22 protein-coding genes and 1 pseudogene are annotated in these 25,631 nt (G+C 56.5%); 12 read left to right on the top strand and 11 right to left on the bottom strand.

The features are described 5' to 3' along the window. Positions 1–11 precede the first annotated feature (11 nt). From J7J49_RS07800 to J7J49_RS07825, 6 genes and pseudogenes are all read left to right on the top strand, one after another. The gene (locus J7J49_RS07800) at positions 12–839 is read left to right on the top strand and encodes a quinoprotein dehydrogenase-associated SoxYZ-like carrier (protein WP_251048201.1); all 828 of its coding nucleotides are present in this window, start codon (positions 12–14) and stop codon (positions 837–839) included. After that, on the top strand, positions 836–1,780 hold the full coding sequence (locus J7J49_RS07805) for a quinoprotein relay system zinc metallohydrolase 1 (RefSeq protein ID WP_215091560.1): 945 nt from the start codon (positions 836–838) through the stop codon (positions 1,778–1,780). The genes J7J49_RS07800 and J7J49_RS07805 overlap by 4 nt, the downstream gene beginning before the upstream one ends. Positions 1,781–2,303: 523 nt before the next feature. Beyond that, positions 2,304–3,569 (top strand): annotated as a pseudogene (locus J7J49_RS22475) (alpha/beta hydrolase family protein). A 97-nt stretch (positions 3,570–3,666) separates the two neighbouring features. Further along, positions 3,667–4,830 carry an alcohol dehydrogenase-like regulatory protein ErcA gene (gene ercA, locus J7J49_RS07815; protein WP_215091562.1) on the top strand — a complete coding sequence of 388 codons (1,164 nt, stop codon included), beginning with the start codon at positions 3,667–3,669 and terminating at the stop codon, positions 4,828–4,830. Beyond that, on the top strand, positions 4,827–6,524 hold the full coding sequence (locus J7J49_RS07820) for a PAS domain-containing hybrid sensor histidine kinase/response regulator (protein ID WP_215091564.1): 1,698 nt from the start codon (positions 4,827–4,829) through the stop codon (positions 6,522–6,524). The genes ercA and J7J49_RS07820 overlap by 4 nt, the downstream gene beginning before the upstream one ends. Continuing rightward, complete coding sequence (locus tag J7J49_RS07825) at positions 6,517–8,679, top strand: insulinase family protein (RefSeq protein ID WP_251048202.1); 2,163 nt, start codon at positions 6,517–6,519, stop codon at positions 8,677–8,679. Before J7J49_RS07820 ends, J7J49_RS07825 begins: the two co-directional genes overlap by 8 nt. Positions 8,680–8,685: 6 nt before the next feature. Here the strand turns inward: J7J49_RS07825 and J7J49_RS07830 are convergent, their stop codons facing one another. Together J7J49_RS07830 and J7J49_RS07835 are read right to left on the bottom strand one after the other, a co-directional pair. Further along, positions 8,686–9,357 (bottom strand): response regulator, encoded by a 672-nt coding sequence (locus J7J49_RS07830; protein WP_285222417.1) that lies wholly within the window; start codon positions 9,355–9,357, stop codon positions 8,686–8,688. Positions 9,358–9,453: 96 nt separating this feature from the next. Beyond that, entirely contained in the window at positions 9,454–10,407 is a 954-nt protein-coding gene (locus J7J49_RS07835; protein ID WP_215091566.1) for a LysR family transcriptional regulator, read from the bottom strand. A gap of 154 nt (positions 10,408–10,561) precedes the next feature. On the opposite strand from J7J49_RS07835, the gene speB reads away from it, so the two are divergent. Continuing rightward, positions 10,562–11,464: an agmatinase gene (speB, locus tag J7J49_RS07840; RefSeq protein ID WP_215091606.1), complete on the top strand. Its 903-nt coding sequence runs from the start codon at positions 10,562–10,564 to the stop codon at positions 11,462–11,464. 86 nt (positions 11,465–11,550) lie between these two features. Here speB and J7J49_RS07845 read toward each other — a convergent pair whose 3' ends face one another. After that, positions 11,551–12,825, bottom strand: a complete 1,275-nt coding sequence (locus J7J49_RS07845; protein ID WP_215091568.1) for an O-acetylhomoserine aminocarboxypropyltransferase/cysteine synthase family protein — start codon at positions 12,823–12,825, stop codon at positions 11,551–11,553. A gap of 325 nt (positions 12,826–13,150) precedes the next feature. Here J7J49_RS07845 and J7J49_RS07850 point away from each other — a divergent pair, with 325 nt between their 5' ends. Both J7J49_RS07850 and J7J49_RS07855 read left to right on the top strand, forming a co-directional pair. Next, positions 13,151–14,140 (top strand): HipA domain-containing protein, encoded by a 990-nt coding sequence (locus J7J49_RS07850; protein ID WP_215091569.1) that lies wholly within the window; start codon positions 13,151–13,153, stop codon positions 14,138–14,140. A 1-nt stretch (position 14,141) separates the two neighbouring features. Then, positions 14,142–14,882 (top strand): HIRAN domain-containing protein, encoded by a 741-nt coding sequence (locus tag J7J49_RS07855; protein ID WP_215091571.1) that lies wholly within the window; start codon positions 14,142–14,144, stop codon positions 14,880–14,882. 82 nt (positions 14,883–14,964) lie between these two features. On the opposite strand, the gene folE2 is transcribed toward J7J49_RS07855, so the two are convergent. From folE2 to J7J49_RS07885, 6 genes are all read right to left on the bottom strand, one after another. Continuing rightward, the gene (gene folE2, locus J7J49_RS07860; RefSeq protein ID WP_215091573.1) at positions 14,965–15,867 is read right to left on the bottom strand and encodes a GTP cyclohydrolase FolE2; all 903 of its coding nucleotides are present in this window, start codon (positions 15,865–15,867) and stop codon (positions 14,965–14,967) included. Next, positions 15,864–16,952 carry a CobW family GTP-binding protein gene (locus J7J49_RS07865; RefSeq protein ID WP_215091575.1) on the bottom strand — a complete coding sequence of 363 codons (1,089 nt, stop codon included), beginning with the start codon at positions 16,950–16,952 and terminating at the stop codon, positions 15,864–15,866. Before J7J49_RS07865 ends, folE2 begins: the two co-directional genes overlap by 4 nt. A gap of 6 nt (positions 16,953–16,958) precedes the next feature. Further along, positions 16,959–17,423: an RNA polymerase-binding protein DksA gene (gene dksA, locus J7J49_RS07870; RefSeq protein WP_251048203.1), complete on the bottom strand. Its 465-nt coding sequence runs from the start codon at positions 17,421–17,423 to the stop codon at positions 16,959–16,961. Positions 17,424–17,523: 100 nt separating this feature from the next. After that, positions 17,524–18,186: a DUF1826 domain-containing protein gene (locus tag J7J49_RS07875; RefSeq protein WP_251048204.1), complete on the bottom strand. Its 663-nt coding sequence runs from the start codon at positions 18,184–18,186 to the stop codon at positions 17,524–17,526. Positions 18,187–18,218: 32 nt separating this feature from the next. Next, positions 18,219–19,028, bottom strand: coding sequence for a metal ABC transporter permease (locus J7J49_RS07880; protein WP_215091577.1), 810 nt, complete (start codon positions 19,026–19,028; stop codon positions 18,219–18,221). Then, positions 19,018–19,761 carry a metal ABC transporter ATP-binding protein gene (locus J7J49_RS07885; protein WP_353048357.1) on the bottom strand — a complete coding sequence of 248 codons (744 nt, stop codon included), beginning with the start codon at positions 19,759–19,761 and terminating at the stop codon, positions 19,018–19,020. The genes J7J49_RS07880 and J7J49_RS07885 overlap by 11 nt, the downstream gene beginning before the upstream one ends. 109 nt (positions 19,762–19,870) lie before the next feature. On the opposite strand from J7J49_RS07885, the gene J7J49_RS07890 reads away from it, so the two are divergent. After that, a complete protein-coding gene (locus J7J49_RS07890) occupies positions 19,871–20,962 on the top strand; it encodes a zinc ABC transporter substrate-binding protein (protein WP_215091581.1) in 1,092 nt (363 codons plus the stop codon). 11 nt (positions 20,963–20,973) lie between these two features. Here J7J49_RS07890 and J7J49_RS07895 read toward each other — a convergent pair whose 3' ends face one another. Both J7J49_RS07895 and ccoG read right to left on the bottom strand, forming a co-directional pair. Further along, positions 20,974–21,645 (bottom strand): hypothetical protein, encoded by a 672-nt coding sequence (locus tag J7J49_RS07895; RefSeq protein ID WP_215091583.1) that lies wholly within the window; start codon positions 21,643–21,645, stop codon positions 20,974–20,976. A gap of 176 nt (positions 21,646–21,821) precedes the next feature. After that, positions 21,822–23,270 carry a cytochrome c oxidase accessory protein CcoG gene (gene ccoG, locus J7J49_RS07900; RefSeq protein ID WP_215091585.1) on the bottom strand — a complete coding sequence of 483 codons (1,449 nt, stop codon included), beginning with the start codon at positions 23,268–23,270 and terminating at the stop codon, positions 21,822–21,824. A 346-nt stretch (positions 23,271–23,616) separates the two neighbouring features. On the opposite strand from ccoG, the gene mapR reads away from it, so the two are divergent. Beyond that, a complete protein-coding gene (gene mapR / locus J7J49_RS07905) occupies positions 23,617–25,026 on the top strand; it encodes a GntR family transcriptional regulator MpaR (protein WP_215091612.1) in 1,410 nt (469 codons plus the stop codon). A gap of 338 nt (positions 25,027–25,364) precedes the next feature. Beyond that, positions 25,365–25,631 (top strand): PAAR domain-containing protein (locus tag J7J49_RS07910; protein WP_215091587.1); only part of this gene is annotated, 267 nt, incomplete at its 3' end.

The following is a 25,631-nucleotide window of genomic DNA, read 5'->3' on the forward strand; positions in this document are numbered from 1 at the left end:
TGGGAGGCACTATGGCAACCCCAAGGCCCATCATCACGTTACAACGGCTCGTCGCGGCTCTCACTGCCCTCCTCGCGGCGTTTATCTGGCTAATATTTATGTGGCCCTCCACCGCGCTGGCCACCGTGCACACAGCTGAGCAGGATCCGCTTAATTCCTTTATGTGGCCTGTGTACCGCGAGCGCTTTTTGGGCGACGCCCCCGTGGTGTTTGATGAGCGGGTCATCGTTCGCGCGCCAAGTTTCGCCGAGGACTCAGGCCAAGTGCCCATTGAGCTAGACGCCAGCGGATTAGAAGCCAGCGGCGAGCCGATAACCGACATTATCGCCTGGGTGGATCTCAATCCTATTCCCCGCCTGTTTCACTACTCACCGATGAGCCATGGCCTAGCCAAGCTTTCGTTGAATATTCGCTTGGAACAAGCCTCTGCGGTACGCGTAGCAGTGAAACAGGGGGATACCTGGCATGTGGGCGGCACCTACATTGAAGCAGAAGGCGGCGGCTGTACCACGCCGGGTATTGCCGGCGCCGACAACGACTGGGAAAACACCTTCGGCGAGCTGCAGGGTCGGCTGTTTGCCAATGAAAGCGAACAGCGCCTGCGGGTGCGCCTTTCTCACCCCATGGACAGCGGCTTAATCCCCAGCCAACCCGCCTTTTACGTACAGTCGTTTGAGCTGCTGGATCAACAGGGTCAGCAAGTGGCGGCGCTGGAAATCGAAGCGTCGGTGAGCACCAACCCCACCCTAGGGCTTCATATGCGCCCCTCTCCGGAAGGCTATGTGATTGGCGCCCGGGACAACAACGGCAACCGCTTCTCTATTGGTCTGCAGCCATGAAAACGCGCTTTTTAGCGAGCCTAGCGGCTCTGCTTACCACACCGCTAGCGGCCAGCCAGCCGGTCATGTTCTGCGAACGTCCGCTAACGGCCCAGCCGATTGCAGAGAACACCTGGATGGTGGAAGGCTTAAGAGAAGAGCTTTCCACCAGCAACTGCGGCCATATCGGCAACCAAGCATTTATTGCCACACCCAACGGCGTCATCCTCATCGACAGCGGCAGCAGCCCACGCTTTGGCGAAGCACTAAAAACACTGATTGCTCAGCACACCTCCCTCCCCGTGCGCTGGGTTTTGAATACCCACCACCATCCCGATCACTTTTTCGGTAATGCCGCCTTCGGCGAGGCAGAGCACCTCACCTTAGCCAGCACTCGTGGGCTGATGGCCCGCGACCGGGAAGCACTGATCGATAACGTAGAGCGGTTGACCGGGCGCAGCTTGGCGCGCTCGCATATTGCCCTGCCCGACACGATTGAGGCAGGCGAGGTAACGCTGGGAAACTACCCACTCACGCTATATGCCATGAGCGGCCACAGCGGGGGTGACCTAGTCATTATGGATCACGCCACCGACGTGCTGTTTTTGGGCGATATGGGCTTCTACCAACGTGCTGCCGCTACGGCTCATAGCCCTGGCTTGCAACAATGGCAGGAAGAACTTAACGATCTTCGTGCTCTCAAGGCCAGAATCGCCGTGCCCGGCCATGGCCCCAGCGCGCCGCCCGAAACGGTTTTAGAGCAAACCGCTCACTACCTCACATGGCTAGATCAGCGCCTAAGTGATGTGGCTAGCGAAGGGCTGGGAGCCAACCATGCCTTGGCCATCGAGATTCCTGACGCCTTTAACACCATTGCGCTCACTGAATACGAGTTTACCCGTAGCGTGATGCAGCTTTATCCTCACTATGAAGCACGGCTGCTGTGGGGCACCCCACAATAAGGAGCACACACCTATGCCGCTTACTCTGGCAGATGCTGCCGAACCCACCGACACCCTGGCCGAGCTGCATAGCGACACCCAGGCCGTTTACTGGCTGGCTCGCTGCCCGCAAACGGGCGACATGCAGCTTTGGCGATGGTCGGCTGACAGCAACGAGGCGCCGCAATGTTTGATAGAGGACGCTGTGGGCAGCCGCGTGAACCAGTACGGCGGCGGCAGCTATACGCCACTGCTAGGCGGCGTCGTATGGGTGCGCCAGCATGACCAGGCCATTATGCACCTCGACCACCACGGCGCCAGCCAATGCTGGCAGAAGCGGCCACAAACAGCCTACGGTGGGCTGTGCGCAGACCCTAAGCGCCAGCGTGTATTAGCGGTAGAGGAAGATACCCATGGTCAGCGTCTGATCGCCATCACTGCCAGCAGTCGGCAGGTATTGGCAGAAGGCGCCGACTTCTACGGCGCGCCGATATTAAGCAACGACGGTAACTATCTAGCGTGGGTGAGCTGGTCACTGCCTCATATGCCCTGGCAGCGTAGTCAGTTGCATCTCGCCCAGGTGGCGGCTAACGGTAGGCTTGAAGCCTTTGAGCGCTGGGATTTCGGCGCAGCGATTAGCCAGCCGCAGTTTGGCCCCCATAACGCGCTGATTTGCATGAGCGATCACGCGGGTTGGTGGCAACCCTGGCAGGTTAGCCTGGCCACTCCCATTTGCCTGAGCAGCACCCCGGTGGATCACATCACCACACCGTGGCAGCTAGGTGAGCGCCAGCACGCTTGGCGAGACAATCGGCAGGTTTACTGCCAACTCCATCAGGGGGCGGCTCAGCTTTACCGACGCTCCGGCGAGCAGGTGGAAGCACTGCTACCTACCCCAGGTCGCGTGGTAAGCATCACGCTGGCAGAACATGGCGATTACGCCATAGTGCAAAGCGCTACCAGCGGCGCCCAGCTGATACGTTTTACCGAAAGTTGTCCACACCGCTGCCTAGCGGGTAACGTTGTGGATAACGTAGCGGGTAGCCTAGTAGCCAAAAATTCCGCCATTGCGCAATGGCTGGAAGCCCCCGTTGGCAACGAAGGCGAAACAGTTCATGGTTTTTTCTATTCAGCCTCAGCCAACCACACTGCGCCGCTGATTGTACGCGTTCACGGCGGGCCTACTGCCGCCACTTACCCTGTTTACGATCCGCTGGTGGCCTACTGGCAGCAGCAGGGCTTTCATGTGCTGGATATTAACCCACGCGGCAGCGGCAACTTTGGCCGCCGCTACCGCGAGTGTTTAGCGGGCCAGTGGGGCATCAGCGATACTGACGATGTGATCGCCCTGGTTAACGCCGCCTGCGCACGCTTTGCGATAGATACAGCGCGCTGCTTTATCCGTGGCCAAAGCGCTGGCGGTTTTACCGCCCTCAATGCCCTGGCCGCTACGCCACTGTTTGCTGCGGCCACTAGCCTGTAAGGGGTAACCGATGCGTTATCGCTATCAGCAAAAACACACCGCTTTGAGTCTGGCTACCTGGGCTGGCTAATCGGTGACGAGTCTCTGCTCGCCCAGCGCAGCCCGACCTATAAAGTTCTCCATTGCCAGCGCCCTTTGCGGGCACTGTTTATCCAGGGTGGCAAAGATGCCGTGGTAGTACCGGAGCAGACCCACGCCATGGCGCGGCATATCAAGCAGCAGGGAGGCCAGGCGCAAACACTGCTGTTCGATAACGAACGCCACGGCATTCGCCACCCTCAGGCGCGCCAAACCATGCTGGCTCGCGAGCTGGCCTTTTATCAATAAGGATGACTTGCCCCCTAACGACGGCACCAAGGTCGTAGCGCAACAATCTCCTAAGGTGCTTAAGATAATGGTTAATAATTATAAACGAGACCGCCCCATGACTTCGCCACTCACGCAACTTCGTAAGTTTGTCGCGCCTGAAATTATTTTTGGCGACGGGGCGCGCCACGCTGCAGGCAACTACGTCACTACTTTCGGGGCAGAAAAGGTACTTCTGGTCTCTGACCCGGGCGTACTGCTGGCAGGTTGGGTGGCCGATATTGAAGCCAAACTGCTGGAAGCCAACATTGCCGTTGAGCGCTTTACCGCCGTATCCCCCAACCCACGGGTAGATGAGATTATGGCCGGTGCCGAAATCTATCGTGAAACCGGCTGCAAGGCGATTGTGGCGATAGGCGGTGGCAGCCCGATGGACTGCGCCAAGGGGATTGGTATCGTCACGGCCCACGGCGGGCACATTCTCGATTTTGAAGGCGTTGATACGATTCGCGTGCCGATTCCTCCGCTGATTTTTATTCCTTCAACGGCGGGCACCTCGGCGGATATTTCCCAGTTTGCGATTATTTCCGACCAGCAGCGGCGCATGAAATTCTCGATTATCAGCAAGGCCGTAGTGCCGGATGTGTCGCTGATCGATCCTGAAGTCACCATGACCATGTCGCCCTACCTGACCGCGTGTACCGGGGTCGACGCGTTAGTGCATGCCATTGAAGCCTTCGTTTCAACCGGCAGCGGGCCGCTCACCGATACCCACGCCCTGGAAGCCATGCGCTTGATCAGCAGCCATCTCGAGGCGCTGGTGGCGAACCCCACCGATGGTGAGCTGCGCGCTCAGGTAATGCTGGGCAGCATGCAAGCGGGCTTGGCGTTCTCAAACGCGATTTTAGGCGCCGTACACGCGATGTCGCATAGTTTGGGCGGCTTCTTAGATCTTCCCCACGGTTTGTGCAACGCTATGCTGTTAGAGCATGTGGTGGCCTATAACTACGCAGCCGCCCCCGAGCGTTTTAAGCGGGTCGCCGAAGCCGTCGGTATCGACTGCCGGGGGCTGTCACAGCAGCAGACCAAACAAGCGCTGTTTCGGTATTTAGTCGATTTAAAACATGCGGTTGGCCTGGGAGGCACGCTTGGCAAGATGGGCGTCTCACGCAGCGACGTGCCGTTTCTCACCAACCACGCGCTGGGCGACCCCTGCATTTTGACCAACCCGCGCCGTTCCAACTCACGGGATGTAGCGGTGGTGTACGAAGAGGCGCTATGAAAAAAGCCAACGATCCCTCGGGCTTTTCGGTCAGCGATTTGCTCGGGTTGGGTCAGCAGTCGGCGCGCAAAAGCTACTATCGCGAGCTTTCAGTGCGCTTGGAAGAACTTGAGGTTGAGCGCAACCGCTATAAATGGCTGTTTGAAAACGCACTACACGGCATTTTTCAGGCATCGCTCTCCGGTAAGCTGCGCGCCGCCAACCCGGCTCTTGCCGCCATGCTGGACGACCCTAGCGTGGCGCATACGCTGGAGCGCTGTGCGCGCTTTGACACGCTGTTTGTTAACGCTACTACTGGGCAACAGCTGCGCGACCTGCTGCTCATTCAAGGGCACGTAACAGGCCAAACCACCTTGCTGCAGGGGGCCTCTGGTCGCCAGGTTCCCGTCGCCATTACGCTGATCAAAAAGCCCGCCGAACTTGCCGGAGACGAAGACCTGATCGAAGGCTTTGTGGCGGATATTACCGAGCGTGAGCGCGCCCGTCAGCACTTGGAAACACTCAACGCCCACTTGGAAGCCCGGGTAGCCGATCGCACCCAGGCACTTGAACGACTCAACGAGGAGCTTAGAAGCGCGCGCGACGCTGCCGAGTTTGCCAACCACAGCAAAGACCGCTACCTGGCCGCCGCTAGCCATGACCTGCTGCAGCCCATGAACGCTGCACGCTTATTGGTGGCCTCACTGCAGGAGCGGTTGAACGACAGCGATAATCTAGCGCTGGTTGAGAGGGTGCAAAACTCGCTGGAAGGCGCCGAAGCGATTCTTTCCGATCTATTGGATATTTCAAAACTGGATCACGGCCAAGTACAGCCGCAACTGCGCCACTTTAAACTCGACGATATTCTTAGCCATCTCGCTGACGAGTTTGCCCCTGTGGCGCAACGTAAAGGGTTAACGCTGCGCTATGTGCCTTGTTATCAGGCGGTGACCAGCGACCCCCATTTACTCAGCCGTATTGTGCGCAACTTTCTGGCTAACGCTTGCCGCTATACCCAGCGTGGCGGCATTTGCCTAGGCGTGCGACGCCACAGTGACCACACCCTGGCCATACACGTCGTCGATAGCGGTATTGGTATTCCCGAAAGCGACTACCAGCTTATTTTCCGCGAGTTTCATCAACTCAACGCCACCCGCGCGCGCGATCGCCAGGGCGTTGGCCTGGGGCTTGCGATTGTGGAGCGGATTAGCCAGCGCCTTGAGCACCCGCTTTCTGTGCGCTCTGCCCCCGGCCAAGGCTCCTGTTTTGCGGTTAGGGTGCCCCGTGCCAGCGGCATTTCCTTTAGCCAAACACCCTCCCCCAGCGCGCCGTTTTCTGCTGACGCCGAGTTCGAAGGAGTGCGCGTACTGATCCTGGATAACGAACCCGCCATTCTTGAAGGCATGGCGCTGTTGCTAAGTGAATGGCAGATCAGTTGCGATACCGCGCTGGATGTGGAGGCCGCCAAAGCCTGCCTGGAGGCGCCGGATATGCTGCTGGTCGACCTGCACTTAGACGATAACGTGACGGGGTTGGAGGCCATTCGACAACTTCGCCACCACTGGCATGACCCGCACTTACCCGCAGCCATTATCAGTGCGGACCGCTCTGACCACTGGCAAAGGCGGTTACGCCATGCCGGCGTTCCGCAGTTAAACAAGCCGGTACGCCCCGGCAAACTGCGCGCACTACTACGTAGCCTGCTCAATGGCTAACCTGCGCTTCCCACAGACCTGTATCTCCCTGCCTAGCGGAGTGCAAGGCGTGCTGGCCCACGCGCCCCACTTAACCCATGCTCACGTCAGCATTACTATAGCAGCGGGCTATTTGGATGAGCCGCCCGCCCTGCCAGGCCTGGCCCACTTAATGGAGCACGTGCTGACCACCGCACCACTGACAACCTCCTCTAACACCAGCCTGCTTACTTGGTTTGCCCAGCACCAGGGCAGCCTGAACGCCCACACCGACGACTACGTCACCGATGTGCATTTCTCGATACCGGCAGATAGCCTAGAAACGGCGGCTCTCACTGTTGCCAGCCAGTTGGCCACGCCCACTATCTCGTCGCCGACCATTCGCACTGAAGTCGCCGCCATTGACGCCGAATGGCAGGCTCGCCAGCACAGTTCGGCAATGCAGCGGCTATCGGCCATCGCCACGCTCAGTGTCCCGCAGCATATCGGTGCAGGCTGCCGCCACGGCAACGCACAAACGCTGGGCCAGAACACTGGGTTGCTTTATGAGGCGCTGACCACGTTTCACCGTGACCACTATCACGGCGGCCGCGTTAGCATTGCGATTATCAGCCCCAAGGCCGCAGAAGCGATGACCCGCCTTATTCAACGCATGGCAACGCTGTTTAACCCGCTACCGCCCAACGCTCCGGCGCTTGCCATTACGCCCCGCTGGGGCAGCCTGCCCCGTGCGAAGGTGGTCGGGACGGCCAACGCCGTTGAGCTGTTGTGGCCGCTACCCTCGTCCGTTTCACGTCATCAGTTTAGCGCCCTTAGCGACATTGCTGATTCGTTAAACCAAGGCTACCTAGTGGATCAGTTAGCTGACTCGATTATCGACTACCACGCGACTGCCGCTCCAACCGGGGCTACAGACGCCTTCAGCTTGACGCTAACCGGTACCCCGGCGCAGGAACGTCTGGAAGTGCTTCCCGATTCCCTCAGCGAACGTCTGGCAGTCCTGCTCGCGACACCCCCTATTGATCACCGCACCGTTTGGCAGCCTCCTGCCGGTACCGTGCAACTGGCGTCGGCGTGGTTTGTCTATGCGCGTCAGCAAGCGTTAGCACGGCGGCTTGCTGCACATACCGCGACTCAACAAGATTTCCCCAGCAAGGCCCGCTGGCAGGCTCCCCACTGGCTAGTTTATCGCTCGCCAACAACGCTCCAGCGTGCTGGCGACACAGCAAAATTGGCGGCCACCTCCAAGGTACAGCGTTGGTGCGGCCAGTATGGTGTCAGCGATGATTTCGCCTCACTTGCCGACACCACCTGGGCAGCCTGCTTTATTCCCAACGCAATGTTTCTCCCCGCCCCACTGGCTGCCAAACGGTGCGCCCGCAGAGGCGTGATATGCCAGCACATGCAACTAGCGCAAGGCAGTTGGGTGATAACCGTGGGTGAGGGAGCGGCCGTTGCCATGCAAACCTTGCTGAAAGAAGCGAATGTTAATACGGCAATTGCCCCCCAAGGGCTTCTGGCTCAGCGGTTGTTACAGCGCTTAACCCCGCTGCCTGCCACGCCTGCGGTATGGGTTTCCCATGCAACAGATGCAAACGCTGTTTGCCACGCACTGGCAGATTTGGCTAGCCGCATAGCAACACGTTCTGTGCAGACGCCTTCTATCAATGAGTCGGCCAGCACAGCCATCATGCGCACACTGAGCTTACCGGGCACGCCCACCCAGCGCTGGCTGTTAGCGCTGGTTGAGCAGCACCACAGTGCGGCATTTTTTCAGCAGGCACGGTATGACCATCACTTGGGGTATGTGGCGGCGGTACGCAGAGGCGACGGCACACCCTGCTCACTTGGCTATGTGGTGCAAACCAGAGAAGACGCTGAGCCGGTAGGGGAAAAGCTACTCTCCATCACCGATGCCCTGTGGCAAACGGCGGAAGATATCCTAGAGGTGCCTAACTCACTTAAACTCTCACTAACACAGCCTGAAACGCCCCTTGCCGCACTGATTATCCAGTGGCAAAGCCTCTTGTCAGGCACCGATCAGCCACTGCATCGGCTTGGGCAGCAAAGCATCGATTCACCGGCGCTTACCGCTTTACTCACTCAGATAAACACCCACGGTCGCTGGCAAACCCACTGGTTAGATAGCGCTGGCCACTATCTCGTCAACGATTGAGGCGAGTCAGCGCTTGAGGAACTGAGAAAAATCGATATCGTTGGCCGATAAAATTGCTTGTACGCGGCTGGTTACACCCAGCTTACGCAAGATCGCCGACACATGGGCTTTCACCGTGGTTTCCGCGATATTGAGGTGATAGGCAATCATCTTGTTAGATTCACCGCGGGTCATGTGTTCCAACACCTGCAGTTGTTTGCGGGTTAGTTGGCGCAGCTGTTCCGCCGTAAAACCCTGCTCCTGGTGGCGCCGCTTACGAATACTGTCCGGCGCGCGCATAGCATCGGCGGGTAGGAAGATATTGCCTTCCAGTACCTGGGCAATGGCGTGGCGCATCTGATCACGGGGCAGTGATTTGGGGATAAACCCCGCCGCACCACAAGAGACCGCCTGAAGAATAATCTGCTTATTCTCTTCCGCAGAAACAATCACCACCGGAATCGTAGGGTGCTCGTTACGCAGCTGTAAAAGTCCCGTTAACCCGTTCATGCCAGGCATATTTAAATCTAGCAATATCAGGTCAAGATCAGGATCTTGCTGGGCATGGGCGAGAGCCGCATCAAAGTCTTCCACCTCGATAACCTCAGCATCTGCGTAAGCTTCACGGATCACCCGCGCCATAGCATCACGTACCAGGGGGTGATCGTCGGCAATCAGGAGTTTATACATTGCTGTCATTATTATGGTTGCCTGTGGTTTAGCTAAATGCCGCTTACTGCGTCTTTGCTAACACTCTACTCAGTCATCCGCCTTTATTGAAGCAACTTCCCATCATCAAGCGGGCCGCCGTTCCCCTGAAGAGGCTTGCTGCTGGAATGTGTCGGCGAACTCGATCAGTAATTGAGTTAGCCAGATGAGCGCAGGATCATTGGCAAACAGCCCATGCTGGATCAGCGTCATCTTTAGTGTGGGTAGCTCTTTGGGCGGCTCTACCAAGCGCACCGGCAGCATGGTGGCAAAGCGCTCGGCCATTTGCCGTGGCAGCGTCATGATCGCTTCCGTTAGCGCCACCACCCGCGCCGCAGCGATATAGTTGAGGTTTTTAGAGATGACCCGGCGGGTTAAGCCGTGCTGAACCAGACAGCTATCGATGTTGCTGGGGCGTAGGCCGCTAATGTCAGCCAACTCCACATGGAGCTCTTGAGCAAACTGGGCAATATCCAGCCCATCGCCCACGCGGCCATTATGGGTAGCGGCCAAACAGACCAGTTCCTCATCCATCCACGGAGTCTGAATCACGCCACTGGGCAGCTCGCTTTGGCTATCCAACCCTACCACCATATCGATTTGGCGCTGTTCCAGCCCCTCACTCAACACATCCGGGGTAATCAGCTCAATGGAGAAACCAATGCCCGGCGCATAGGCCAGCAACTGGCTAAGAAAGGGTGGGTACATTACCTCTTCAAAGTAATCCGTGGTGGCCAGCGTAAAGCGCCGCTTGCTGTTGGCAGGCAAAAACATCGCAGGAGGCGCAAGGCCCTCCCTTAGCTGCCCCAGCGCCTGCTGTACGACGGGCAAAAGCGCCAGCGCACGTGGGGTTGGCTGCATGCCGTTTTCGGTGCGCACCAGCAATGGGTCATCCAACGCTTCACGCAGGCGTTTAAGTGCATGGCTTAACGCTGGCTGGCTTAGATGCAGCTTTTCTGCCGCGCGGGTAACGTGGCGCTCGCGCATCAGCGCTTCAAATACCAGCAGCAAATTCAGATCGAAATGGCGTAGCGAGCGCATGGTTTCTCATTATTCATATCACGAATGATTAAATTCTAAACATTCATTTAATTTATCGCCAGAAATTGCTTATTGTCTGCCGCTTATTCGCCCATCAGCGATCATTCAGCATGAAAGGAGAAGCACACCGGTGACCCACCCACTATCTCAAACTATGCCCAGCCTGTATGGCGATATGATCTCTACCTTTATGGGCGTAGAGAAAGCAACGGATCCCAAGGCAAGCGACGCCGACGTTGTGGTGAGTGGCGTACCCTTCGACCTGGCTTGCTCTGGCCGTGCGGGCACCCGCATGGGGCCGAATGCTATTCGTCAGAGTACCGCCAACCTGATCTGGGAAGGCAAACGCTGGCCCTGGGACTTTGCCCTGGAAGAGCGGCTCAAAGTATGCGATGCAGGCAACGTTGATTACGCGTATGGCGAGCCCGAAAGCCTTGTCGACAACCTGGAAACCCACGCCAACCGCTGGTTAAGAGCGGGTAAAAAGATGCTTACCCTGGGCGGCGACCACTACATCAGCCTGCCGCTGCTGCGCGCCCACGCCCGAGAGCACGGCCCGCTGGCGCTGATCCATTTTGACGCCCACACCGATACCTACGAGCAAGGCACGCGTTTTGACCACGGCACCATGTTTTACCACGCTCTTAAAGAGGGGTTGGTAATGCCGGAGCATTCGCTGCAAATTGGCATTCGCACCAGCTACGACCGCCACAATCACCCTTACGAAGTGCTGGATGCGGATTGGGTGAACGATCACGGGCCGAAAGCCGTGCTGGAACGCATCCGCGCCAAAGTAGGACATCACCCCGCCTACATTAGCCTGGACATCGACGGGCTCGACCCGGCCTATGCGCCGGGTACCGGCACACCGGTATGCGGCGGTATGTCAACCGATCTAATGCTGAAAGTCATTCGTGGCATGGTGGGTATGGAACTGGTTGGTATGGACGTGGTGGAAGTAAACCCCGCCTATGATCACGGCGACATTACCTCGCTTGCTGCCGCGACGTTAGGGCTGGAGTTTTTGTATACGTTGGCGGCGTCTAAAAGCGTTTGATGGCTAAACGTTTAACGCACCATTAGTGTCAGAAGCCCCGCCGCCGTTGCATTCATAGCAATAAGGCGGCGGGACAAGCAAAAGAACTACCCTTGAGAAGCCGCCAGCGCTTGATCAATATCCGCCAGCAGGTCGTCGATATGCTCAATACCGATCGATAAGCGCACCATATCCCGCGTAACGCCCGCGGCTTTCAGCTCCTGCTCGTTGAGCTGGCGGTGTGTGGTTGAGGCGGGAATGGAGGAGCAGCTTTTGGCATCGCCGATATTGACCAGACGCAGGATCAGCGCCAGCGCATCGTAGAAGCGCTCGCCGGCGGCCTGGCCACCTTCAATACCAAAGCTCAGAATCCCCGAGGCGTGGCCGTTCATGTAACGCTTGGTCAGCGCGTGATCGGGATGGTTTTCCAAGCCTGCATACTGCACCCAGGTGACCAACGGGTGGCTTTCCAGGTGTTTGGCGACGGCTAAGGCGTTAGCGCAGATACGCTCGATGCGCAGAGACAGCGTTTCCAACCCCTGGAGCAGGTTCCAGGCCGCTTGAGCAGAGAGAGCAGCCCCCATGTTGCGTAGCGGCACCACCCGGGCGCGAGCAATAAAAGCCGCATCACCCACATCACGGGTATAGCTCACGCCGTGGTAAGAAATGTCAGGCTCGTTGAGTAGCGGAAAAAGGCTGGCATGCTCGGCCCAGGGGAAGGTGCCCGAATCCACGATCACACCGCCCACGGTGGTGCCGTGGCCGCCGATATATTTGGTGGCAGAGTGGATGACAATATCCGCCCCATGCTCAATCGGCCGACACAAGAACGGCGTCGCAGTGGTGTTATCCACAAGCACCGGCGCCCCATGACGATGGGCCGCCTCGGCGAGCTTCGTCAGATCCACCACTCCCCCCGAAGGGTTGCCAATACTTTCGCAGAAAACCGCCTTGGTTCGTTCATCGATCAGCGCTTCGATGCCGTCAATATCGTCTTTATCGGCAAAGCGCACCTGGATACCTTGGCGTGGCAAGGTGTGGGCAAACAGATTGTAGGTACCGCCATACAGCTCGCTGATCGAAACGATGTTATCGCCCGCTTCGGCGATGGTCTGGATCGCATAGGTGATCGCCGCCATCCCCGACGCCACCGCTAGCCCGGCGATACCGCCTTCCAGCGCGGCTACCCGCTGCTCCAATACAGCGCAGGTGGGGTTCATAATGCGCGAGTAGATGTTTCCTTCCACTTTAAGATCAAACAGATCCGCCGCGTGCTGAGCGTTATCGAAGGAAAACGACGTAGTTTGATGAATCGGCACCGCCACGGCGTTTTGTGAATCAGGCGAATAGCCATGGTGGAGGGCAATGGTTTCTGGCTTCATAAGGGCGGCTCGCTAGTTTTTATTGAGGTTCGTTACTGATCCTAAACAAGCGCCGCTCGGAAGGCCAATAATCGTTTAGCGTCTAGTAACAAGCGACCCCAATACGTTCACCAATGCCACTCGCTGCGCGCCACTGCGTCGTGAGCGTGGAGGCTCTCGGCATGCACGATTTTAACGATGCGCCATAGCCGTGCCTAAGGGTATTTCGTGGCTGTATATTATGTGTTTAATTTAGGGTTAAAAGTATCATGGCCCGCTGAGTTGATCTGCAATACGGGGAGGCTACGGGAGGACTTTGTTATTTCTAGTTTAGGTAGAAATCACCATGATTAACCGTGAAAGCATTCACCAACGACCAGACCAAGTGATAGACATCACTGATTGGGATGCCCATGAAGATTATGACGTCTTCCCAGTAGGCGCTCGTGACAAATCGCTCCGCGTCTGTCCCAACCCAGCCCCTTATGATTGCTGTATGCCTGGGCACCGCTATTTATTCAAGGAAGCTATTAAAAGCGCAAAGAGCTCTGAGCCACGATATCCCGATCAATACTGGGCAGAAGTGATCGCATTTCAGATCGGTAGATTAATGGGGCTTACGCTACCTCCAGTCTTTGTTGCCATTGACTCTGCTCGAAATGAGCCGGGCACAGTCAACGAATGGTTCATCGGCTATGCCGATAGCAGGGAAGATCGCTATGTCGCCGGCGGGGATTACTTACAGCGACTCATCCCAGAGTTCGATATAAATAAAGGCAGGCAGCACAACTTAACAACCATTATCGAGTTAAGCTGCGTGCTAGAAAGAGGCGGTTGGCTTACTTCTGACTGGAGACAATACTGGGGACTTTGCCTGTGTTTCGATGCGTTAATTGGCAATACTGACCGCCATCAGGAGAACTGGGGGGTGGTTTGGGCAGAAAATGGCCCAACAGCCCGCTACACGCCCTATTTTGATAATGGCACCAGCCTTGGGCATGAGTTGCAGCCCCAGAAAATGCAGCGCATGATGCGCGACCATAATGAGTTCAACGCCTATCTTAAAAGAGGGCAGCACCACATGCGCTGGGCCAAAGGCGACAAAAAACGCCTGCCGCTTATTCAGGGCATTACTCAGTATTGTCAGCAATTCCCTGCCATTCGACCCATACTGATAGAATGCTTACAACGTTGGTGCGATGATGACCTTAGAGAAATCCTGCATTACTTCACTTACTTTGATATCCCGCATCCCTTTACCCCACAACGTGCTGACTTCATAGCGTTTTTGACTCTGACAAGGAGAGAGCGCCTGTTACAGGCTCTGGAGAACTGACATGACCCGCTTAATCGAACACCTAGTGGAACCACACAGGCTGCTGCTTTATTGGCAGGCACGCGAGAGCAAAAAGCGCTCTCGCTTCCTAGTGGGTGAGCTAGTCAAGCGGGAAGATAAAGTGGTTATGGTGTATGACCTAGACAGTCCGGAGCTAGCAGAAGCAAAGCGCCTGGGCTTTCGAGGCTACCCGGCGTTTCCTATGAGGCAAGCGGAGCATAGCCACCAAGTACTGGAGGCTTTCACCCGCCGATTACCGCCACGCAGTCGCCGTGACTTTGGGCGCTACCTGGAACTTCGAGCGCTTCCGGTTAATACTTCAATCAGTGATTTCGCCTTGCTGGGCTATAGCGGCGCCAAGCTGCCTAACGACGGTTTTGAACTTGTTCATCCTTTCGACAATCCACCTGAGGTCTTCGAGGTATTGATTGAGATAGCAGGCTTCCGTCATGAATCACAGCTTGAAGTAACCGATTTACAGACAGGCGGCCGTGTTCAATTCGTACCCGAACCTGAGAACTCTTTCGATGCTAGTGCCATCCGGCTCGAAAGCGACGGGCGCAAACTGGGCTATGTTCCGAGAGGACACCTAGACATGCTGCATCGCATGTTAGAGGACGGTGCCACTCTTGAAGGCGAGGTGTTCCGCATTAACGGAACATCAGAACGCCCGCTCGTTTATGTTTTGACGCATATTTTAAAGGGCGGCTTCCCCGTTCATGAGCTGAGAATGCAGGCTTAGTTTTGGTCATGCCATAAACCTTCCCGCTCTTACCAACGTTCCAACGTTTTGCGTTAGTAAGGTGGGGCTAACGGCGCCCCACCTACCCATGCCACTCACTGCGCGCCACTGCATTGTGGGCGTGCAGGCTCTCGGCATGCACCACCTTAAGCTGAAACCCGGCGACTCCCGGCGCTTGCCGCAGGGCTTTATCGACCCGTCTTGCCGCATCTTCGCAGAACATCAGGTTTTGCCCGTTGGCGAGGGCAAACGCCTGCTCGTCGATGCGTTTCACTGCGGTTTGCAGTGCGGTGCCTAGTGCCTTCTCAATGCGATCTACCGCCTCCTCTAGCCAATCTGCTATGGGTAACTCCTCGTTTTCGCCCTCGGCTAAACGCAGCGAGCACTCGACAAAGCTGCGCTGGCTGTGGGGCGTGGCTAATATGCCCTCTTCGCTGCCCAGCCATGCCGATACCGCCGATTGGGTTAGCGGGATTTCTGAAAAATCCTCTTCAAAGGCTTGCTGGATAGACTGCCGCACCAAAGCCGCCGAGCAGGGGCAGGTGGATGAATAGCCCACCGTCAGCCCCAGTTCAACTTGAAACCCGGCGGGGGTTAATTGGCCGCGCAGGGAAAAGGGGTAACTTTTCCACCCGGCGAGCGGGCTAATCAGGGCTTGCCGCTTGAGCGGCAGTTCGCCTTCCACCGTCAAGTACGCCTGCTGGGATAAGCCCTCCTGGCTGGTTAAAAACGTGCTCAATATGTCCTTCACCGTTGGCAAGGTAAGCGGTGCGTCTTCAAGCGGTGCCAGCGCCAAATAGAGCCGCGACATATGGATACCACGCGCTTCGCTATCATCAAGGCTTACCCCCGCGTCCAGTTTGGCGGTCACGCTGCGAGTGCCCAGTTGGACAGGTAGCGCAATGCCCTCCATGCCCACCCAGGTCAAGGTACTCGTTAAGCGGGTGGTTTGGCTGGCGACATCGGGTAAGGTTAAAACGGTCATTCTGTAACCTCTTGAGAGGAGTTAAAGAAGTTGTACAGCTCGGCCACGGTGTCAGGCGCCACGTTTTGGGTAATAAATACAAAGCGTGATACCCGGTCGCTCACACTGTTGGTGGGCAGCGGCGCGGGCGGGTGAAAAATGTGCTGCACGCCGTGAAGCGCTAGCGGCGTCTCGCGGTCAGTGAGGTGGACAATGGCTTTAATGCGCAGCATTTTGTCGCCCATTAGCGACATCAACACATCCAACCAGCCTTCCAAGGCGTCAGGCTCAATAAGCTCGTTAACGCTAAAGCAGAAGGCATTAATGCCGTCGCTGTGCGGGGAAGCGCCGGGCTGATGAGTCTTCAATGGCGAACGGTTCAGCGGTGCGGAAAAAGCGCCCGGATGAGGGTCTGCTTGATGTACAGCGTAGCTGCCCGCTTTGAGCCACGCCTCCACCTGGAAACCCTTGGTGTCGCCACCATGTAACCCTGCCCCCACCAGCAAATCTGCGGAAAGCTCACCGTTAATCACCTGCCACTGCTCTGCCGCCGGGTTCAACTTGGCCAGTCGATTCGCCAGTTGGGACACACTCTCTTCGCTCGCCAGGTCGGTTTTGGTCATCAGCAGTTTGTCGGCCACCGCGATTTGCTGTTGCGACTCCGGGTGGGCGCCTAGAGTCGCCAAGCCATTGGCGGCATCAACGCAGCACACCACGCTGTCCAGCTTAAAGCGGTGCGCCAGCCAGTGATCCGTCATCAGCAGCTGCAGCAAAGAGGTTGGCTCCGCTAGCCCCGTGGTCTCAATCACTACCCGGGAGGGCAAGGGCTTCTTTTGCGCCTCCAAGTCTTCCATCGCCTGCTGCAGCGTTCGGCTCAAATCGCCCCGCAGGGTGCAGCATAAGCAGCCGCTGCTCATTTCGATCACCGCCTGCTCATCGCTGTGGGTAATCAGTTGGTGATCCAGCCCGATGGCACCAAACTCATTGATCACCACCAGGGTGTTGTGCATGGAGGTTTGGTGAACCCAGCGGTTGAGTAGCGTGGTTTTGCCGCTGCCTAAGAAGCCTGTGAGTAGATTGACCGGTATTAATGGCGCTTCCTGCATAACCGCTTACTCCCAGCGCGCTTTGCGATAATGGTGCTCTTGCTGCTCCTGGCGCTCTTTTGCCTCAATGCAGAGTTTGGCGGTGGGCCTGAACATCAACCGCGGTAACCCAATGGGCTCGCCGGTCTCTTCGCAGTAGCCGTATTCGCCGCTCTCAATACGTTTTAAGGCTGACTCAATGTTTTTGAGCAAACGGCTCTCGCGATCCGCTTGGCGCAATGCCAAGCGCAGCTCCTCCTCAAAGGAGGCTTGATCCGATTCGTCGCTGTCGCGTTCACGGGAGGCGATGACATCCCTCATCTCTCTTAAGTGCGTTTCAATCTCGCCACGTTCGGCCAGCAGTCGCTGCCGGAAAAACCGCAATTGCTCGTCGTTCATATAGTCGCTGGCGGGCATCGCCAGTAGCTGCTCTACACATGCTTTATCAGCGGATGCACGTTGAGCATCGGCGTTGACCATTTTTACATTCATACTTTGGCACCCATACATTGCTCTCGCGATATTGATCTGAACTGATCAAGACATAGGCGAATGCGTCGGAGATCGTTTCCAGAGGTCGTGATAGCTACGCCTAAGCGGGATCAATGCTCATCAGCAGCCGCTTACCTTCGCCATCCAACGTGGGGCTTCTATGCACTAACCCCCGCTCTTCGCAGCCCACCCATCCGCTACCCTTGAGTAACGCGATATCCCCCGGCGCAAGGCGCTGAATAGCGCTGGTGTCGGTTGCGATGTCGGGGCGGTCGGGGTGCGGCGCGCCTAGCCCGGCACGGTTAATGGCGTGCTCTGGCAGCCATTCGCTGCCTGGGCCGACATAGGTGGTGACCATGCGCACCGGGAGGTTATCGCAGTGAAAACGCGGGCACATGGCGCTCGTCAGCAGGCGCACGCGGATGCCGACGGTCTGGGTGTCAAACAGAAAGGCGATCGCTTCGGCGATCGTCGCCATATCCTCTACCAGCGGGGTGGCCGCCTCCGGGGCGGGAAGGTGACGGCGCAGGTCAGCGACGAAACTTTCATCAGGGTGGCCAAGCCAACTATATTGCCAGGCGCGATTCGTTTGGCACTGCGCCTGGGCGCTGAAAGCAATATCGGCGGGCAGTGGGCGCTGGAAGATGGCGATATTAATAGCGTCTTCAAAGATGCGCGGCAGCACGCTGATATCATTATCACCGGCGGCATGGTCTGGCAACGTCCAATGAGTAGCGGGTGGCGAAGACATAAGCGAAGACATAAATGACTCCATAAGCGTTGTTGAGATAGCCGTCATTGAATGCACTGACGCAAGAAGCGCCAGCTTTGTGACGTGACCGTCGCTAGGGTAAACAGCACAGCGGCGAGTGTGACGATCGTTGGCCCGGTCGGCGTATCCATCACATAGGCAGCTCTAAGCCCCGCCGTCACCGCCAGCATGGCGACCCCAGCGGCCACCATCGCCATGACTTCTGGCGTGCGGCAAAACGGGCGCGCCGTGGCCGCCGGGATAATCAGCAACGCGGCAATCAGCAGTACGCCCACCACTTTTAGCGCCACGGCGACGACCAGCGCTAGCGCCAGGGTGAGCACCAACTGTTCGCGGCGCGGGTGGAGGCCGCTGGCATGGGCAAGCTCGTCGCTTAACGTCGCGGTCAATAAGGATGACCAGCGCCAGAAAAGCAGTATTAACACTAGCGCTACACCGCCGCCGATGATCCACAGGTCGCTTTTCCCGACAGCCAGAATGTCGCCAAACAGATAAGCATTGAGGTCAATACGCACCCCAGCAAGAAACGACACGGCCACCAGGCCAACCGCCAAGGCCGAGTGCGCCATGACCCCGAGCAGGGTATCCATGGCATAGCCGCGCCCGCTAAGTAGCGACACACAACCTGCCATCACCAGGGCGACCGTCAGCACCCCCAAGAAAATGGAGACGTTCAGTAACAGCGCTAATGCGACGCCCAGAATGGCGGCATGCGCCGTCGCATCACCGAAGTAGGCCATGCGCCGCCACACCACGAAACACCCCAACGGAGCAGCCGCCATCGCCACCAGCACCCCGGCGAACAGCGCACGCCACATAAAATCATCCAACATTGGCCGCCTCCTGATGATGGTGGCGGTAGAGCGCCAATGTCTGGGCGGTCTGGTCGCCAAACAGCGCCTGATAATGCGGTGATGAGGCAACGTGCTCGGGTTCACCTTCGCAACAAATAACCCGATTTAGGCACAGCACGTGATCGGCGGTGCGCATCACCACGTGGAGATCATGACTGACCATCAACACAGCGCAGCCGTAGGTGTGGCGTACGCTTTCAATATGTTGATAGAACGCAGCGGTACCCCGGTGGTCGAGCCCTTGGGTCGCCTCATCGAGAATCAGAATGTCGGGCTTTACCAGCAGCGCCCGAGCCAACAGCACACGTTGAAACTGGCCGCCCGAGAGTTCGCTCATGGCGGCATGAATCAGCGCCTCGGCACCGGCATCTTCCAGCGCCTTGTGTACATCGCGACTCGGATGGCGACGCGGCAAGTTGATAAAGCGTTTGACCGTCATGGGCAAGGTGGGATCCAAGTGCAGCCGCTGCGGCACATAGCCGATGCGCTGCTGGGGTGCGATGGTCACCTGTCCCGAGGTCGGCGTGACCGCACCGATCAGCGTTTTCACCAGCGTGGATTTCCCCGAGCCGTTGGGGCCAATCAGGGTCACCACCTGCTCGCGATACAAGTCGAGATTGATGTTCTCAAGAATCTGCTGTCCACCGAAGCGAACGCTCAGTTGGCGAACGCTCAGAATCGCATCGCTATCAGGAGGGTGAGCAAGCCGCATGGTTAACATTCACTCTTGGCATATTTGTTATGTTATAACATATGAGTGAAATATAGGCGAGTCTCGTCTTTCTATCACGTTTAACGGTCACTTTTATCAGGAGAACCCCATGAATAACCGTTTAGCCCGCTTATCATGGCCGCTACTGGCGGCTTTCCCCCTTGTTGCCGCCGCAGATGTGCCGCGTGTTGCGGTGGATATTCCGCCCGTCTATTCGCTTGTTGCCAAGGTAATGGGGGAGCGCGGCGATCCTGAGCTGTTTATTCAGCCCGGCGCTTCACCCCATGGCTATTCGCTACGGCCTTCTGAAGCGCAATCGCTCAATGATGCCGACCTGGTCATATGGGTAAGCGACGCGCTCACACCCTGGCTATCAGGGCCTATTGAGAACCTGGCGGGAGATGCACACCATCTTGAGCTAATGGACGTGCCCGGGATCACGACACTGGAATACCGTGAAGGCGCGACCTTTGCGCTAAACGGTGCTGATGAACACGGCCATGCCCACGGCAATGACGACCATGACCACGATCATAACCATGGGCATGACCACGACCACGACCACGACCACGACCACGACCACGATGAGCATGATCACAGCGATCACGAGCACCACCATCAAGACAGTCATGACGAAAGTGGCCATGACCATGACCATCATCACGGCCATGACCACAGTCATACCGGCATGAATCCGCATGCTTGGCTGGATCCTGCCAATGCACGCCGTTGGCTGGATGCCATCGCCGAGCAGCTAGGTGAGATCGACCCTGATAACGCCGCTTACTATCGCGACAACGCCGCCCAGGGCAAAGAGGCGTTAACCAGCCTTCAGGGGAACATTCAGGATCGTTTGGCCAACAGCGTCGACACACGTTTTGTTGTTTTCCATGATGCTTACCAGTATTTCGAGGAGGCATTTAACGTGCACGCGGCTGGCGCCATTTCCATTGGCGATGCCTCTTCTCCTAGCCCCGCGCGTATCGAGAAGCTGCAAACGCTGGTGAATGATGAAGGTATCCAGTGTGTGTTTAGTGAACCCCAGTTCAATCCGCAGATGGTCAATAACGTTTTCGGCGATACGTCGGCGTATATCGGTGTCATGGACCCCTTGGGTGTGGGTCTGACGCTGAATGCAGGTCTCTTTGATGCGCTGCTGGGGCAGTTGGCCGATGAGATTACCCGCTGCACTGACGCCTAAACAGCTTTGTCTTAAACAGCTTTCTTCTGAAACAGCTTGCCGAGTTGATAGAGGTCGTGCATATATCTATCAAACGCCGAAATAAGCAGTGAGGTAAAGATTAAGGCATAAATCAGCAGCATCACTGCCATGGGGTCGTTTAGCCAAGCCAGCCAAGGCGTCGACATTGGATAACCCAGCGTATAAACACTCATGGCAGCCAATAGCTGAACCAAGAAACAGTTCAAAATAACCAGTGTAATCAACGCTGCGCGTATATCGACACGTGGCAGCGTTGTTTTCCAAAACGGCCAGTGGCGCACTTTTACGCTGATTATATTCGCACTGCTTTTATTTACACTGCTTTTAGCCACACCGCCTTCGCCGTTAAAACGCAACCGCGCTTTGCGGCGCAATAAGGGGATCGCATAGGCGCCTTTTTCCTCTTCAGCAAACGCCTTCAGCGCGATATCCCGATCGAGATTAGGGCCCAAGGCATCGACTGCCGCTTGATCAAAGTCTGACCGGGCATGGGTTTGCGTGGCGATTTTGGCTTGGTCAGAAAGCACTTTTAAGTGGCTTTTATCAGCCTTCGACAACTTTTTATCGTTGCCGACGTTGATGTTGTAATGAATTTCATACACCTGATATAAAGCAGCGGTCACGCCCACAAAAATCATAAAAAAGACAATATATATCAGCATATTAACAGACACCTCCTAAACGAAAACTCACCTAGTCAGGTGAAAACAACTTCATTAGCCTTCAAACTAACTTGCTGACTATGCCTGTATGCCGCTTATCTGTACAGGCTCAGAGAGCTGCAAAAAAGGCGGATCAGATTGCAACCCTACAATCAGTCATATCTAACATATAGTGACTACTCCCCCGCAGGCCCCAGAAAGCGTGTTTCACTGACGCTTACTATTGAGGGGTCGTCAAATGCAATGAAGCGCAGCTCAATAGAGTGGCTGGGCCGTGATAGACCACCAGCATCGGCGGTGAGGGCTAAACGTAGGCTGCGTGTCTCGTTCGCCGATACCTCAATAGTATCCATCCCCTGCAGGCGAAGTCCTGGCAAGCCCGTTGCCGATACCGCGTAGCGATGGGTCTGATCATCCTGGTTGCGTAGCGTCACGTTGTAATAGTTGATGATGCGACCCTCCGCCGTGCTTTCAAACAACGTTTGGCGGTCGCGCACAACATCGACATCGATGGGCACGCGAGAATTCAAGAAACCGACTAACAGCACCACCATGGAGAGTAACGCCGCCGTATAAGCCAACAGCTGAGGACGCCAAAAGCGGGTCGTTTTACCCTCCAGCGCGCGTTCGGTGGTGTACCGAATCAGGCCAAGCGGTTTATCGATCCGCGCCATCACGCTATCGCAGGCATCGATACACGCCGCGCAGCCAATGCACTCGTACTGCAGCCCGTCACGAATATCGATACCGGTGGGGCATACCTGAACGCACAGCTCGCAGTCGATACAGTCGCCAGCGCGAGTGGCTTCAACGCCCTTCTGAGAGTGATTTCGGCGCGGCTCACCGCGGGCGGCATCGTAGGAAACAATCAGCGTATCGGCGTCGAACATCGCCGACTGAAAGCGTGCATAGGGGCACATATGCAGGCACACCTGATGGCGAAGCCAACCGGCATTCAAGTAGGTAAACAGGGTAAAAAAGCCAATCCAGAACAGCGCCAGGGGGTGCGCATCCAAGGTAAACGTATCCACTACTAACTCTCTGATGGGCGTGAAGTAGCCGACAAAAGCTATCCCCGTTGCCAGGGCAATCAGCAGCCAAACCATATGTTTAGCGGTCTTTCTCCAAAGCGTATCAATGTTATTAGGTGCTTTATCACGCCGAATGCGCCGGTGCCGAGGCCCTTCCAGGCGATGCTCAAACCAGATAAACAAAAACGTCCACACGCTTTGCGGGCAGCTATAGCCACACCACACGCGCCCAGCCACCACCGTGATCAAAAACAGACCAAAGGCGCAGAGCACCAGAATCCAGGTGAGTAAGATAAAGTCCTGTGGATAAAACGTCGACGCAAACAGGTGAAATTCCTGGGCAGAGAGGTCAAACCACACCAGCGGTCGGTCGCCCCAATTGATCCACGGCAAACCGAAATACAGCGCCATCAGCAGCCAGTTTGAGTGGCGCCGAATACGCTGAAAAAAACCACCTATTTCGCGCACATAAATATGCCCCAGCTTAGGAGACTGAGAGCTAGGAGACTGAGAATTGGGAGACTTAGACGGAGGCGTATGGTGTTCAACCGCCGCCTCGGTGGTCAGGTCTTGCAGTGGAATGCGTTGCGTCATACCGATATCCAAAAAAGAGGGAATGGAGGTTTATGCGGTCGAGGGGCGTCGCGGGGTAGATGATTAAGCATTTGTTAGCAGGCGCGACTGTTAAGTTAGCCGCTACTATGCCCATACAGAGATGACACAAACAGACGCAGTTGTAGACAAATAAAGCGTATCAGTTAGTGCCAACGCACCCACACCACTGCTTTCTGATATGCTGTTTATTCGTATATTTGAGCCTGTTTTACGCTTCTCACATGCGACACAGTGGTATTTTCTATAAGCAGAGAGCCGCGCTGTGCCAGCTAACACTGTGATCGAGTATTCGGGCGTTCTACTCAATGCACCGACGGTTTACCCCATGAAACGCTACGAACAATTTGCCGATGAGATAGCCTCGCTGATTCGCCAGGGCGTGCTGGGCCCTGGGGAGCGCATTCCTTCAGTGCGCCAAGCCAGTCGACACCATGGCATCAGCCCTTCTACGGTATTCCAGGCTTACTACTTACTGGAAAACCAAGGGCTTATCACAGCACGGGCGCGCTCGGGGTATTTTGTTCGTGAACACGCCCGGCGCTTACTGGACGAACCGCGCGTGACACTGCAGCCCACCGACCCAGCAGAGGTGGAAGTCAGCGAGTTGGTGTTCTCGGTGCTGGGCTCGCTGCAGGATGACCGAACGGTGCCCTTCGGGTCGGCTTTCCCCAGCCCCGAGCTGTTTCCGCTTTCTCGCCTGGCCACCAGCATGACGCGGGGATTGCGCGCGCTTTCGCCCCAGCAGATAGTGGCTGATATGACTACAGGGCACACCGACCTGTGTCGGCAGATTGCCCTGCGCTACATGCTGAGTGGCATTCAACTGCCGATGGAAGAGCTGGTGATTACCAATGGCGCAATGGAGGGACTTAATCTAGCCCTGCAGTGTGTTACCCAGCCGGGCGACCTGGTAGCGATAGAGTCCCCAGCGTTTTATGCCAGCCTGCAAGTGTTGGAGCGGTTGAAACTACGCGCGGTGGAGATTCCGGTTCACCCACGGGAGGGGATCGACCTCGACGTGCTGGCAGAGCGGCTAGAGACGCTGCCGATCAAAGCCTGCTGGTTTATGAGCCACCTGCAAAACCCCATCGGCGCCAGCCTGAGTAAAGAGCGCAAACACGCCCTTTATCAGCTATTAAAGCAGCATCAGGTGCCGATGCTAGAGGATGACGTGTATGCCGAGCTGTACTTTGGCAGTACGCCGCCCGCGCCTGTAAAAGCCTTCGATGATGAGGGTTTGGTCATCCACTGCAGCTCATTTTCAAAATGCTTGGCGCCTGGCTACCGGGTTGGCTGGGTGGCGGGTGGTCGCTATGCACAGGCCATCTCGCGGCTAAAACTGATGACCACCATCTCGCCTTCGGTGCCCGCCCAAGCAGCCATTGCCGACTACTTGCAACACGGCGGTTATGACCGCCATTTACGCAAGCTCCGCCATGCTCTGGAAGCCCAACAAGGCAACATGCTGGCAGCGGCGGATCGCTACTTTCCTGCCCATACCCGCATCACCCGCCCGGCAGGCGGCTACTTTTTATGGGTGGAGTTTCCCGAAAAGGTGGATTCTCTGCGACTATTTAATACCGCTCTCGACCATGGCGTTAGCTTAGCGCCAGGCCCGATTTTTTCGGCGACGCAACAGTTTCGCCACTGCGTGCGGCTAAGCTATGGTCACCCCTGGACACAACGCAGCGAACGCGGCATGGAAACCTTGGGCAGGTTATTAACGCTGTTCTGACTATTTTTTCAGACTAATCTATCTTTCCAGACCACTATTGAGCCGCTGCTAGTCATACTCTCAACTTGTACTTGCAGCGCTAGCATCAGCAAAACTGATCCGTTTTTTTTAATAAATAGCTGACTCTGCTATGAAAGCCACGTAACTGTATCTCAGTCTCTTCACACTCACTTGCATTTACGCAGCCTCAGTTTTATTAACATCAACATTTACTGCAAAAGCCTATCCTGATATTTTGAATGACAATCAGTCCAATTTAGACGGACTGAGTCTATTGAAGCTGGCAAGCAGTTAAGCCAGCTTCCTTCTATGGGTTTAATTAGGACGATTATACCGCCATGGAACAAGCAAAACTGGGCGATCAGGTTGCCTGCCCCTGTAACGGAGGCCCTCACCGTATTGTTAGTGCGGCCTCCACCACCTTTGTTGACGGCTTACCCGTCGCCCGCGTTGGTGACCGCAGCTCCTGTGGTGCCAGTATCGTCACCGGCCTTGACTGGTACCCCATTGAAGGTGCTGCTGCAGCTATTCACGGCAGCAAAACCTCCTGCGGTGGGGTCGTTATTGCGGCCTCCACAGCAATCACCGGCCAGCCAAGGGGCGGC

Source organism: Halomonas sp. ISL-56 (assembly GCF_018612805.1).
Taxonomy (GTDB): domain Bacteria; phylum Pseudomonadota; class Gammaproteobacteria; order Pseudomonadales; family Halomonadaceae; genus Vreelandella.